This is a genomic window from Rhizobium etli 8C-3 (assembly GCF_001908375.1).
Lineage (GTDB): Bacteria > Pseudomonadota > Alphaproteobacteria > Rhizobiales > Rhizobiaceae > Rhizobium > Rhizobium etli_B.
The window spans coordinates 261792-275663 of the sequence record NZ_CP017243.1 but is presented as its reverse complement, the minus strand read 5'-3'; the positions used below and the strand labels follow the sequence as shown (position 1 = coordinate 275663).

Annotated in this window: 8 protein-coding genes and 2 pseudogenes; 1 reads left to right on the top strand and 9 read right to left on the bottom strand. The window is 57.8% G+C overall.

Annotated features, from left to right (window positions below):
• Positions 1-50: 50 nt before the first annotated feature.
• Positions 51-3065: a Ulp1 family isopeptidase gene (locus AM571_RS23850; RefSeq protein ID WP_420493392.1), complete on the bottom strand. Its 3015-nt coding sequence runs from the start codon at positions 3063-3065 to the stop codon at positions 51-53.
• Positions 3066-3661: 596 nt separating this feature from the next.
• Entirely contained in the window at positions 3662-4015 is a 354-nt protein-coding gene (locus AM571_RS23845; RefSeq protein WP_018247177.1) for a hypothetical protein, read from the bottom strand.
• Here AM571_RS23845 and AM571_RS23840 point away from each other — a divergent pair.
• Positions 4014-4196 (top strand): hypothetical protein, encoded by a 183-nt coding sequence (locus AM571_RS23840; RefSeq protein WP_004675977.1) that lies wholly within the window; start codon positions 4014-4016, stop codon positions 4194-4196. The genes AM571_RS23845 and AM571_RS23840 overlap by 2 nt on opposite strands.
• Before the next feature lie 175 nt (positions 4197-4371).
• On the opposite strand, the pseudogene AM571_RS23835 reads toward AM571_RS23840, so the two are convergent.
• From AM571_RS23835 to AM571_RS23800, 7 genes and pseudogenes are all read right to left on the bottom strand, one after another.
• Positions 4372-4575, bottom strand: a pseudogene (locus AM571_RS23835) (transposase domain-containing protein); the annotation flags it as partial.
• Positions 4576-4603: 28 nt separating this feature from the next.
• The gene (locus AM571_RS23830) at positions 4604-6673 is read right to left on the bottom strand and encodes a recombinase family protein (RefSeq protein WP_004675975.1); all 2070 of its coding nucleotides are present in this window, start codon (positions 6671-6673) and stop codon (positions 4604-4606) included.
• The gene (locus tag AM571_RS23825; protein WP_004675974.1) at positions 6660-6839 is read right to left on the bottom strand and encodes a hypothetical protein; all 180 of its coding nucleotides are present in this window, start codon (positions 6837-6839) and stop codon (positions 6660-6662) included. Before AM571_RS23825 ends, AM571_RS23830 begins: the two co-directional genes overlap by 14 nt.
• 305 nt (positions 6840-7144) lie before the next feature.
• Positions 7145-8509, bottom strand: a pseudogene (gene tnpC, locus AM571_RS23820) (IS66 family transposase); the annotation flags it as partial.
• A gap of 69 nt (positions 8510-8578) precedes the next feature.
• Positions 8579-8932: an IS66 family insertion sequence element accessory protein TnpB gene (tnpB, locus tag AM571_RS23815; RefSeq protein ID WP_018247174.1), complete on the bottom strand. Its 354-nt coding sequence runs from the start codon at positions 8930-8932 to the stop codon at positions 8579-8581.
• Positions 8929-9318, bottom strand: a complete 390-nt coding sequence (gene tnpA, locus AM571_RS23810; protein ID WP_004675971.1) for an IS66-like element accessory protein TnpA — start codon at positions 9316-9318, stop codon at positions 8929-8931. Before tnpA ends, tnpB begins: the two co-directional genes overlap by 4 nt.
• A gap of 1060 nt (positions 9319-10378) precedes the next feature.
• A complete protein-coding gene (locus AM571_RS23800) occupies positions 10379-13753 on the bottom strand; it encodes a Ulp1 family isopeptidase (protein ID WP_420493391.1) in 3375 nt (1124 codons plus the stop codon).
• Positions 13754-13872: the final 119 nt, after the last annotated feature.

Sequence of the window (13872 nt, the reverse complement as noted above, 5' to 3'; positions counted from 1 at the left end):
AAGTTAGAATGTAAGAACGACTGGCATCTATTGCTCGATCCATCTCCACCCTATTGCTGGAAAAGGTAAATGTCGCTCTGCATGCCTGATGGCCCCAGAGTGGCCGTGTAGGGCACACCATGGATACTGAAGTTGGTGGGTTTGTCCGCGCTCGGCAGCAAGTCAAACAAGTACATTGCAGGCAGAAGGTCATCTGGTACCGGTTGATTGCCGTGTTGCCAGCTCGGAGGGACAAATCCTCCCAAGTCGTCCACAGGCAGCGTGTACTGTGGGGTGCCGAAGATCGATGCCCCCAAGCTTTGCTCCCATGGTGCGTCTGGCGGATTGACGCTTTGCACCGGTGAATAGGCGGCTGACGGCAAATCCTGCCGGAAGGGCGCTGTATTCCAGCTATCGGGAAGCTGGCCGGGTTGAGCCACTCCATGCCAAAACTCTGCGGGATCGGCGATCTGTGTGGAGGACTCCGGTCCAGCCGCCGCAGCCCCCGCTCGAGCACTGTTGGGCGCGGGGCTCAGACGTCGTTGGAGTTGCTCCCGATCGGCGACGAGGTTGTCGAGGTGCAGCACGGCTGGCCGGCCTCTTCGCGCCAGTCGTCTAACGAGCGCCCGCGTGCCGTCAACCACGAAGACTCCGCAATCATAGTCGTTGCGCTGTTGGGTCATGCGGACGGGCTCCAGACGGGTACCCAATCTTTGTGCGAGCATTGCTGCAAACTCGTCGTTCTGGCCCCGGAAGGAGTCATAGTGATAGGCAGCCGGCCCCTCGCGGTTGCGACGGTCAACGAGTAGCAGCGACCAATGGGTGCCGCGGTGATCAGGATCCGAAGCACTGGCATCGCTCACTGGAAGGAACAGGAAGTCGGCTGTATCTCTTCCATCCTGATCATTAACGATGCGCTGGAAAGCGCTCAGCGCGGTGCTCTCATCGCCCAGGCGCAGATGATAATGGGCTATCAGGGGATCGATAAGCCGCGTCCTGGCGGCGAGATCCGGATCGTTTCGCTGCAAGTCCTGCATTAGCAGCTCATAATCCGTCTGGATATGCTGGTCGCCCAGCCATTCGGTATGGTCGAGCGACAATCCGCTGCGGCCTTCGATCGATGGATCAACCTGCTGCAGCGGCGAAGTTGATCTGAACTCGGCACGTGGATCCGAACGGCCGTCCAGACCGGCCGGTTCCCGGCCACTTGCCTGCTCAGGGGACAACCCCGACGCTGCGTTCGCCTCAACGACTTGCTGGTACTGCCGAAGCCGCTTGAAAGAGATAGTGTGTTTTCCCATGTCTTCGGTGAAGTCTTGGTAATCTTTTTTCAACGACCATTGCTGCTGATCACTGCCGTTGAGCCGGCTCGCTATGCTCTCCCTACCCCTGGTTTGCAGCCAATCACTAAACTTTCGTTGATTGCTGGCCAGTCTCCAGACGACTCTCCTCTGCGAAGTCGAGTCCGGTCGGAGCTTACTCAGCTCTTCGTTGGCGAAGCTATCAATCATGAGGGCGTCGTCGGGATGGGGATCATGCTGTTTCAACTGCGACTCAGCGCCTAGATACTGCCGCAGCCGATCGAGACTCACGTTTATTTTTACTTCAACGTTAGTAGTAAATTCCCTAAAATCGTCCTTCAACGACCGTTGCTGCTCATCACTGCCAGTCAGGCGACTGCTTATGCTCCCCCGACCATTCTTTCGGAGCCAATTACTAAACCTCCGTTGATTGCTGGCCAGATTCAAGACGCCTTTCCTCTTGGAAGTCGAGTCCGGTCCGAGCTTGCTCAGCTCTTCATTGGCGAAGCCATCAATCATGCGGGTGTCGTCGGGATAAGGATCATGCTGTTTCAACTGCGACTCAGCGCCTAGATACTGTCGCAGCCGATCGAAACCCACGCTTATTTTTACTTCAACGTTAGTAGTAAATTCCCTAAAATCGTCCTTCAACGACCGTTGCTGCTCATCACTGCCAGTCAGGCGACTGCTTATGCTCCCCCGACCATTCTTTTGGAGCCAATCACTAAACCTCCGTTGATTTATCGCCATATTCTGGACAACTTTCCTCTTGGAAGTCGAGTCCGGTCCGAGCTTGCTCAGCTCTTCGTTGGCCAAGCCATCAATCATGAGGGCGTCGTCGGGATAAGGATGATGCTGTTTCAACTGCGACTCGGCGCCTAGATACTGCCGCAGCCGATCGAAACTCACGACCACTTTTCCCTCGGCCTCGGTAAATTTCCTAAAATCCTCCTGCAACGACCGTTGCTGCTGATCAGTACCCGTGAGTCGGCTGACTATGCTCCCCCTACCCTCCCTTTTGAGCCAATCGCTAAACTTTCGTTGGTTACTGGCATTTTTCTGAGAAATCGAGACCGGTCCGAACTTACTCAGCTCTTCCTTGGCCAAGCTATCAATGACGCGGGCGTCATCGGGATAGGGATCATGAATTCGGCGGCCCATCAGGCGCGGCCCAGCTCCAACGGCTTGGAGTTCTTGCCCCTCAGGTCCGAGCCTCCTGAAATGAGACAGCGCTGAGTTAAGACGGTTCTGATCGTCCTCACCGCTTGCCCAATAATCCGCGATATCAACGGCTAGTGAATCTGGATCGTTTAAAAACCGAGAAGCCATCGAATCTCTGTTTGCTGCTCGGAGCCAACGAGCGAACCTCCTAAGAATCCCTAAATTGTTCTCGACGGTAGCCTCGGGAACCCTTCCGTCCCCTCGGCCGATGCTACCGTCGGGTAGAATTTCGTAGTTTCGGACTGCTTCCGCGAACTGGTTGATACGGGTCTCGTCATCAGGATGCATGTCTCGGTCGGCGGGGCGACCACGCTTGCGAACCTTGGTTGAGGCCACGTGAGTCTCCGTTGCGGCATCGACGTCTTGCTGCCCCGAACCCCTCTCCGGCGCCAGCGACTGCGGCGTCACTCGCATCGAACCGCCCACGGAACTGCGACGCGGCACACGGTCGCCGGCGTCACTATCGTGCGAACCGAGGCGCAAGTCGGTCGGATCCTGTTCCATCTCTCGGCTCTCTGAATAGTAGTCGTCGATCCAGGCGTCCGTCTCGAAAGCTCCGGTCACGTCTTCGATCCACCCACTTACTTCGCGAGAATCGTCATCGCGCGGCTGGTTCCGTCTTGGGTACATCGATGCCGGTCCTCCGGAAATCAAATTTGGAACCTCGATCCTAATGCCTGCCGGCCGCCGCCCAGCATGCTAAACCCAGATCCAATCATGCCCTCAAGGCATGGCCGAACGCTATATGGCGACGGCCTGCCGACAATCGTCTGCACTCGACCATCAGGCCGGCGTAAGCGCTCTCCCTCTCGCACCTTGACCACTAGGTTTATGCCGTTTCGAATAGCGTCGCCATGTTCGAGACGGAGCTTCGCGCCGATTGCAGTTATGCTGCCCGTTGACCACTGAATGACGTGAGATCGAAATCATTACTTGGTCGCGGCTCATCTGCTACCAGCTCCAAAAAAATCATCCTTAGTTAGCACAAAGCCGATCGGCCGGCCTTTCGCCGATAGGCCGTAGATGTCCAGGTGGATCACTCTGGAAGACACGCTTAGATGAATTAAGCCAAGGCAGCCGCGTTCTCAACTTCGCAGTCAAGGGCTCATCGGTGATTTCAATATCAAGCCGCTTAAAAACTACACCAGGGAAGCGCGTCCCTAGCTTTGCGGGATCGATCTCGTAAACCGTTTAGGATTCCCTTTATCGGCAAAGGCGACAAAGGTGGGTAGCTGACTGTTGTCAACATTATACGGTCGACGACCTTTGGCGATCCGCAGTGTATCGAAGTCAGCGGGTGCCAAACTTCCAACGCTGTTCTTAACACCGAACGTACGCAGTACGTTAAATTCATAAATATTGTAAATTATGCTACCGCTTGGAGGCCTGCGGATCGGCAGGATATATACGGTGCCTTTGCCCCCAAGATCGAAGATCAAAGCCTCGCCGTAAAGCCGCGTGGTGCCCCCATTGCCGATCAGACTCTGTGTCACCTTCGAATAGGAAACTTCCATGACTGATGAACTTTCGACCGGCCGCCCGTCGACAGTGGCCAAAGCGATCACCTTAAAACGGACCGTTGCACTCTCGCCCTGGCATCCCATGAGCGGAAGCGAAACCAATGAGGCAATGAGCGTCCTTCGAGTATACGGCATTGATCAGACGAGGCGCTCCGAGATGGAAGCACACTATTAAGCGATTCCAGTAAGAGATCACTTAACGGCTCAGCATCGCATCCAGCCGTAAAACATCTGTTGCAGTCTTCACCGAGCAGCTTGCATATGCATAGGCGGCGACATCAAGACCAAGGACCATATACTTTAGATTTTTGAATGATCGCTGCGGGCCGACAGACGCCTTTACGCACCTATCACCCTGCCGGGTAATTCCACGGCAGGAGACCCTCAATCTGGCTCTGCTTGTGGCCGTTAACGATGGCGGTGAGCGTGCTGGTCAAATACGCAAACGGATCGACGGCATTGAGCTTGCACGTCTCGATCAGCGAGGCGATGGTCGCCCAATTCTCAGCTCCGGTGTGATGACCAGCGAAGAGAGCATTCTTCCGGTTTAGCGCCGGACCTGAGTCATTGTGCACTCCCTCTTTAAGTATCTGTAAACATTGGAAGCGTCTCCGTGTCGGGAATGCGACACGGGCGGCCCTTTCGGGCTATCGCGGCTTGGACGGTCGCCGAAGTCAGGTCGCTGGCCCGGATTTGATACGGCGCGCCGGGAACCACCTGCTCGGCAGACAACACGTTCGTGTTGATCAGGTGGCGTATTCGGTGGTTGGTCACGCCCAAAACCGCCGCAGCTTCTGTCATGGTCAGCCATTCGCCATCTTTGCCGGCTGATTTGTACGCGTGGATCGCGCGGACGCGCCTTACAGAAGCGACCCGGTGTGCGGTCCAGGTTTTTCCTTGCCCCGTGGGCATTCCCATTCGATTGAGCGAGGCGGCGATATGTTCATCGGACCAGCGTCCTGCCATGCTCCGCATCACTGCCAAAGCATCTTCCGTTGTGGCGCACCCGTGTTCCCCCGTCTGGGGCTTGCGAACCTTGAGCTCCGAATGCTGACCGCCTTTCCAGTGGATGGTCAGCACCACGTCGCGCACCTCATCATCAACATCGACAACGATGTCGGCGATCAATGTACGCAGCAGTTGCTGGCGCACGCGCATGGTGACATCCGGCGACTCCCAGGCCGCCTGCAGATTGTCGGCGAGGTTTGCGAAAGTGCCTGGGTCAACTTCGATGGTTGAAGGACTTTCGGCAGGCCTGCGCACTTCCAGATCACGGACGCGGCGTAGCGCCGTTTCCCAATTCTTCTCAAGCTGTGCAGCTATCAGGCGGTTGTCGGGATCGCATGCCGCATAGCGGCGCTCGGCGAGGCTAGCCTCGTAGCGGGCCTGTTGTCGCTCCAAATCGTGAATGTGGCGCTGGTCTTCCTGTCGCTCCCGATGCATCCGCTCTGCTTCAAAAGTCGCCTCGATCGCTAATGGTTCTACCGCGCGCAACAACTCGCGCGCAACCGCCGCATCGACCTTCGAGCCGCCGAACGTCATGCAACGGGGCAAGCCCATCATCAGATTCTGTTTGTAGCAACGATAGACAGGGCTTTGCGGATTGCCCGTATAGGCAACACTCAGCCGCCGCCCACACCGTCCGCAAGTTAGGAGACCCGATAATAATGCTTTGCCGCCACGGCCCGATTTAGTCCCACCCGAGCGGCCATAATTATTGAGCGCCAGTTGCTGTTGGTTACGCTCGTATTCGTCCCAACTGATGTAACCTTCGTGATGGTCCCGGATCATCACCTCCCAGGTACCGACGGGCTTGCCGTGCCCGTAACTGCGCCGAGCTCGTCCATCGACGATGGCAGTCCGCTTCTCGCTCTTCCCATAGACGTAAACGCCGGCGTAGAAAGGGTTTTTGAGGATGCCGATCACATTGCGATAACGGACTGGGATCCATACGAAGTTGGTCATGCGCCCTTCATCCCTGGGCCGAGGGAAGTGAATCTGATCTTTCGTCATCGACAGCAGCACCTGGCGCGCGCTTCCAAGCTCGTGGAAGCGGGTGAAGATGGATCGGATTACCTCTTGCAGACGCAGATCAGGATCGAGCCCGAGCCCGGCCTCGCGATGCCAGATGTAGCCGAACGGAACGGAAAGTCGCAATTCGCCACGGCGCGCTTTGGATCTGGCGGCATCGAGCATGCGGGCTCTCAGCACGCCCAATTCGAACTCGCTGATACTTCCCTTCATGCCTAATAACAGACGGTCGTTGGGCCGGCACGGATTGTAGACGCCGTCGTGGTCTATGACGCGGGCTTCAACGAGGCCGCATAGTTCGAGCAGATGGTGCCAGTCGCGGCCGTTGCGTGCGAGCCGTGAGGCGTCGAAGCAGAAAACGGCACCAACTTTGCCGGCGCACAGTAGGGCGACAAGACGATCGAAGCCGGGGCGCGCGACCGTTCCGCTGGCAGAGCGACCCAGGTCGTCGTCGATCACCTCGACGTCGCTGAAGCCGCGTTGTCGCGCAATGTCAACAAGATCATACTGCCGTCGCTGGCTTTCCAGATTGGTTATAACCTGCGACTGCGTGGATTGCCGCACATAAACGACGGCCTTGCGCGCGAGCAGCGCTGTCGGAATCAAATCAGTGCTGGTCATCGTTGAGCTCCTCGACGACCAGACCGGCCGCCTGCATCAGCAGGCAAGCCAGAGTTGCTACCGCCTTCTTGCGGTCCTTGTCGCTCACTCCGTCGAGCGTCCGAGGTTTGAATATCAGGTCGAGCTGCCGGCGTGACGCCGGCACCAGCGTATTGCGGGATCTCATCGTCTTCCTCCTGAGTGATTCTACGTCCACCTCGGAAGAGTGCAGGCTTGTCGCCGCCGGTGACCAGCCTGTTCAGTTCGATCAGCGCCGCAAGATCGACACGTGCAAGACCCATGGTCATGACGCCGCACACCACAGGATCAATCATCCAGCCCGAAATCGAGACCACGACACCTGTCGGCCCCAAAACCTTCAGAAACCGACCCGTCGCTCGTTCTTCGACGCGGCGAATTGAAACCCTCTGGCCAAAATACGGATGCCAGCGATAGTGAACCTCGACTTCATCGCCGACATGGGCAGAATGAACGGGGCATTGCTATCGGTCGGATGGTTCTCTCGACACTGTTGTTGTCGATCTCGATGCGGCCGTCAGCCACAAAGATGCACAGGCCATCCCAGTATTTGGCAATATAGTTGAGAGCCTCGCCAAGTGGCGACTTGCCAGCAACACGCGCACGATGATGAGTGAGCCAGGTCCGCATGTCCGCGATCAGCGGTGCTGATCGTTCTTGCCTTCCCGCAAGGCGAGCTTCGGGATTGAGACCGCGCAACTCAGCTTCGATGCGATAAAGTTCACCAATGCGCCTGACGCCTTCCTCAGCAATGGGCGCTGTGCCAGTACGGGTGATCTCGACCAGCTTGCGCCGCGCATGCGCCCAACAATAGGCGAGCTGAATGTTGGGACCGACGCGGTCCGGTGCAGTCAGGCGATTATATCCGGCGTAGCCGTCAACCTGAAGGACGCCCGCGAACCCCTGCAATATCCGTTCAGCATGCTGCCCGCCACGGCCGGGCGCGTAGGTGAAGGCGACTCCTGGTGGACCACCACCGCCCCAGGGTCGATCATCACGAGCAAGCGCCCAGAAGTACCCGATCTTGGTTTTACGGGAACCGGGATCAAGCACTGGCGCACGGGTCTCATCCATGAACAGCTTCGTGGAGCGCTTCAGGTCGGCAATCAAGGCGTCGAAGACCGGACGCAGTTCGAAAGCTGCCCGACCGACCCAATCGGCAAGCGTGGAGCGGTCGAGATCGATGCCCTGGCGGCTCATGATCTGAGCCTGCCGGTAGAGCGGCAAATGGTCGGCGTATTTGGACACCAGCACATGCGCGATGGTCGCCTCCGTCGGCAAGCCGGCTTGGATCAGTCGTGCCGGAGCCGGAGCCTGCGCAACGCCGTCGGTGCAGGCACGGCACGCATATTTGGGGCGGCGTGTGACGATGACGCGGAACTGCGCCGGGACTATATCCAGTCGCTCGGAGACATCCTCGCCAATGCAATGCAGGCAACCGCCGCAGGCGCAGATCAGGCTTTCCGGCTCGATCGCTTCTTCGACACGAGGAAGATGCTTTGGAAGGGAGCCCCGATTGATCGCGCGCGGCCTGATGGCCCTATTCCCGGTAGGAGTATCCGCCTCATCCTCGGCATGAATTGATGCCATGGCCGTTTCCAAGTCTTCTAGTGCCAGATCGAACTGGTCAGGATCACTCTTCTCGGACTTGCGCCCGAAAGCTGCCTGCCTGAAGGCCGCGACCAGCTTCTCAAGCCGCTCGATCCGCTCGTCCTTGCGGGCCATCTGGGCGTCTTTGCCTGCCTCGCGTGCCTTGGCTGCGATCAGCATCGCCTTCAGGGCAGCCACATCATCGGGAAGATCGGCGGTGTTCAGCATGGCCGGAACCTAGCAAATCCCGCACCCATTTGCCTTTGGAATTAGCCGTCCTGAGTCATCGTGCCGCAGCTATTCGATGGTCTCCGGCGTTCTCGTCTTGACGGCATGAACCCGCCGCCAATCGAGGCCTGCAAACAGGGCTTCGAACTGGGCGTGGGTCAGCGTCATCAGTCCATCCTTGATACCGGGCCAGGTGAAGGTGTGCTCTTCCAGCCTCTTGTAGGCCAGGACGATACCGGAGCCATCCCAGTAGATCAGCTTCAGCCGATCTGCCTTGCGCGACCGGAACACGAAGACCGTTCCGGTGAACGGGTCCTTGTGCAGCTCGTTCTTCACCAGTCCCGCCAAGCCGTCATGCCCCTTGCGGAAATCCACGGGTTTGGTCGCCACCATGATCCGTACGCGGTTCGATGGAAAGATCATGCCGTGGCCGCCAGGACACGCGCGATAACGGCGATCCGGGTGGCAGATGCTCCTTCCTCAAGACGGATGGTGACCGCACCGACGACGATCTCGGCACGGGAGGTCTGCTTGGCGGCTGGCGGCTCCGGCGCGGGAGTCTCGACAACCATGGCCGCGAATTCGACTACGTCCTCCGGCTCAGGCAAAACCAACTTGCCCCGCCGCGCCAGTGTTCGCCAGGATGACAGATGGTTGGCCTTCAGACCGTAGCGTTCCGCCACTTCGTTCACCGTCACGCCCGGTCGAAAGCTCTCCGAAACGATCCTTGCCTTGACCTCGTCAGGCCATTGGCGATGAACCTCACGTCGGCCCCGCCGCGTCGTGAGAACCTCCAACGTAGTCTCCATGGAGAAACTCCTTGTCGCTCGTCCATGGAACGTCGATCACAGATCAGGCGACAGCGAGCAATGTGGGAGCAGAACACCGGTTACAAGGCCGGCACATGGCTTGAGAGGCTCGCCAGCTTGCCGCTTGCCATGCGGAGCCCGCTAAAATTGGCCTTCATTTAAGCAGTTCGAGTGATGTGTTGGACATGCAGCGTGAAGGGTGCCGTCAGAATTTCCGATTCCAACCAATCTTTCCGCCGGCCTTTCTGATTTCGCCGCCTCAGGCAACGGAACCATTGCGGTGTAGCTGCTGACAGAACCCGTTGCGCGCCTGATAGTTATGCGACCTATGGGGCGGCGATCAGGATGAGACGCGCGCGACAATCTGGATGAGATTCTCATGTCGCGGTCGGGATGAAGTTATCATGTTGATTGTCGCTGGCAAGAGCTTCATCGTGGGTCTGATTGCCGCTCCGCGACTAACCGTGCGGTGCCTTTGATTGTCGCGAATGAGGCTGGCCTGCCGCGCCGGCGTTTGACCCCCATGGGTGGAACGTCGTCGATAGCTTTCGACGTTCATTTCGAATGATCGTTGCGTGATGAACAAGTCGGTCCACCGCGGCACCCGCCCGCAGGCATAGTTTGATAGTTGCAGGATACGTGGTCGGCATCGAGTACCCAACTCACACGTTGGCTCATGATCGCTGTATGAAATGCATCCGGCGCCATGGGCGGGTTTCGTCCTGGCCTGAAGCCATAGTAGAACCCGCAAAGGGTAGGCCGTCATAGACGGCACTAAGCACTTCAGCGACCGCGCCAGCATCCTTCGCACCCGAGGCTCTTCCCGCATCCGTATCTGTCTACACCTCAGATGCGACAGCCGTCGCCTCTTGGGATGCTGGCCAAACGTCACGTTTTGAAGGAAGACTGGCGACGTGCACATTCGATGTCGCCCCCGGCACTGGGGATCGTCTCATCTGGGTTGGCGCGCTGCACGTGGCCGCGTAAAAACGGATTCTCCCTCAACGATTTGGTGCTTTTTCAAGAACGACTGGCATCTATTGCTCGATCCATCTCCACCCTATTGCTGGAAAAGGTAAATGTCGTTCTCCCTGCCTGATGGCCCCAGAGTGGCCGTGTAGGGCACACCATGGATAGTGATGCTGGTCTGGGGGTTGTCCGCGCTCGGCAGCAACTCAAGCCAGGACATCGCAAGCCGAAGGCCAGCCGGTGCCGGTTGATTGCGGTGTTGCCAGCTCGGAGGGACAGCTCCTCCCAAGTCGTCCACAGGCAGCATGTACTGTGGGGTGCCGAAGATCGATGCCCCCAAGCTTTGCTCCCATGGTGCGTCTGGCGGATTGACGCTTTGCACCGGTGAATAGGCGGCTGACGGCAAATCCTGCCGGAAGGGCGCTGTATTCCAGCTATCGGGAAGCTGGCCGGGTTGAGCCACTCCATGCCAAAACTCTGCGGGATCGGCGATCTGTGTGGAGGACTCCGGTCCAGCCGCCGCAGCCCCCGCTCGAGCACTGTTGGGCGCGGGGCTCAGACGTCGTTGGAGTTGCTCCCGATCGGCGACGAGGTTGTCGAGGTGCAGCACGGCTGGCCGGCCTCTTCGCGCCAGTCGTCTAACGAGCGCCCGCGTGCCGTCAACCACGAAGACTCCGCAATCATAGTCGTTGCGCTGTTGGGTCATGCGGACGGGCTCCAGACGGGTACCCAATCTTTGTGCGAGCATTGCTGCAAACTCGTCGTTCTGGCCCCGGAAGGAGTCATAGTGATAGGCAGCCGGCCCCTCGCGGTTGCGACGGTCAACGAGTAGCAGCGACCAATGGGTGCCGCGGTGATCAGGATCCGAAGCACTGGCATCGCTCACTGGAAGGAACAGGAAGTCGGCTGTATCTCTTCCATCCTGATCATTAACGATGCGCTGGAAAGCGCTCAGCGCGGTGCTCTCATCGCCCAGGCGCAGATGATAATGGGCTATCAGGGGATCGATAAGCCGCGTCCTGGCGGCGAGATCCGGATCGTTTCGCTGCAAGTCCTGCATTAGCAGCTCATAATCCGTCTGGATATGCTGGTCGCCCAACCATTCGGTATGGTCGAGCGACAATCCGCTGCGGCCTTCGATCGATGGATCAACCTGCTGCAGCGGCGAAGTTGATCTGAACTCGGCACGTGGATCCGAACGGCCGTCCAGACCGGCCGGTTCCCGGCCACTTGCCTGCTCAGGGGACAACCCCGACGCTGCGTTCGCCTCAACGACTTGCTGGTACTGCCGAAGCCGCTTGAAAGAGATAGTGTGTTTTCCCATGTCTTCGGTGAAGTCTTGGTAATCTTTTTTCAACGACCATTGCTGCTGATCACTGCCGTTGAGCCGGCTCGCTATGCTCTCCCTACCCCTGGTTTGCAGCCAATCACTAAACTTTCGTTGATTGCTGGCCAGTCTCCAGACGACTCTCCTCTGCGAAGTCGAGTCCGGTCGGAGCTTACTCAGCTCTTCGTTGGCGAAGCTATCAATCATGAGGGCGTCGTCGGGATGGGGATCATGCTGTTTCAACTGCGACTCAGCGCCTAGATACTGCCGCAGCCGATCGAAACTCACGCTTATTCTTTTTCCTTCAGCGTTGGTAAAGTTACTGTAATCGTCCTTTAACGACTGTTGCTGCTGATCACTGCCAGTCAAGCGACTGCCTATGCTCCCCCGACCCTTCTTTCGGAGCCAATCACTAAACCTCCGTTGATTGCTGGCCAGATTCAAGACGACTTTCCTCTGCGAAGTCGAGTTCGATCCGAGCTTGCTCAGCGCTTCCTTGGCTAGGTCATCAATGATGCGGGCGTCGTCGGGATAAGGATCATGCTGTTTCAACTGCGACTCGGCGCCTAGATACTGCCGCAGCCGATTGAAACTCACGACCACTTTTTTTCCTTCCTCCTTGGTAAAGGCCCTAAAATCCTCCTGCAACGACCGTTGCTGCTCATCAGTACCGGTGAGTCGGCTGACTATGCTCCCCCTGCCCTCCCTTTTGAGCCAATCGCTAAATTTTCGTTGGTTACTGGCATTTTTCCGGGAAGTCGAGACCGGTCCGAGCTTACTCTGCTCTTCGTTGGCCAAGGCCTCAATAATGAGGGCGTCGTCGGGATAAGGATCATGCTGCTTCAACTGGGACTCGGCGCCTAGATACTGCCGCAGCCGATCAAAACCCACGTTTATTCTTCCTTCAGCCTTGGTAAAGCCCCTAAAATCGTCCTTCAACGACCCTTGCTGCTGATCACTGCCAGTCAGGCGACTGGCTATGCTCCCCCTACCATTCTTTTGGAGCCAATTGCTAAACCTCCGTTGATTTATGGCCGTAATCCGGACAACATTCCTCTTGGAAGTCGAGTCCGATCCGAGCTTGCTCAGCTCTTCGTTGGCGCAGCCATCAATCATGAGGGCGTCGTCGGGATAAGGATTATGCTGTTTCAACTGGGACTCGGCGCCTAGATACTGCCGCAGCCGATCGAAACTCACGACCACTTTTCCCTCGGCCTCGGTAAATTTCCTAAAATCCTCCTGCAACGACCGTTGCTGCTCATCAGTACCCGTGAGTCGGCTGACTATGCTCTCCCTGCCCTCCCTTTTGAGCCAAGCGCTAAATTTTCGTTGGTTACTGGCATTTTTCCGGGAAGTCGAGACCGGTCGGAGCTTACTCCGCTCTTCGTTGGCCAAGGCCTCAATAATGAGGGCGTCGTCGGGATAAGGATCATGAATTCGGCGGCCCATCAGGCGCGGCCCAGGTCCAACGGCTTGGAGTTCTTGCCCCTCAGGCGAGAGCCTCCTGAAATGAGACAGTGCTGAGTTAAGACGCTTACGATCGTCCCCACCGTTTGCCCAGTAATCCGCGATATCACCGGCTAGCGAATCTGGATCGTTTAAAAGCCGAGAAGCCATCGAATCTCTGTTTTCTGCTCGGAGCCAACGAGCGAACCTCCTAAGAATCCCTAAATTGTTCTCGACGGTAGCCTCGGGAACCCTTCCGTCCCCTCGGCCGACGCTACCGTCGGGTAGAATTTCGTAGTTTCGGACTGCTTCCGCGAACTGGTTGATACGGGTCTCGTCATCAGGATGCATGTCTCGGTCGGCGGGGCGACCACGCTTGCGAACCTTGGTTGAGGCCACGTGAGTCTCCGTTGCGGCATCGACGTCTTGCTGCCCCGAACCCCTCTCCGGCGCCAGCGACTGCGGCGTCACTCGCATCGAACCGCCCACGGAACTGCGACGCGGCACACGGTCGCCGGCGTCACTATCGTGCGAACCGAGGCGCAAGTCGGTCGGATCCTGTTCCAGGTCTCGGCTCTCTGAATAGTAGTCGTCGATCCAGGCGTCCGTCTCGAAAGCTCCGGTCACGCCTTCGATCCACCCACTTACTTCGCGAGAATCGTCATCGCGCGGCGGGTTCCGTCTTGGGTACATCGATGCCGTTCCTCCGAAATTCAAATTTGGAACCTCGATCCTAATGCCTGCCGACCGCCGCCCAGCATGCTAAAGCCAGATCCAATCATGCCCTCAAGGCATGGCCGAACACCATATGG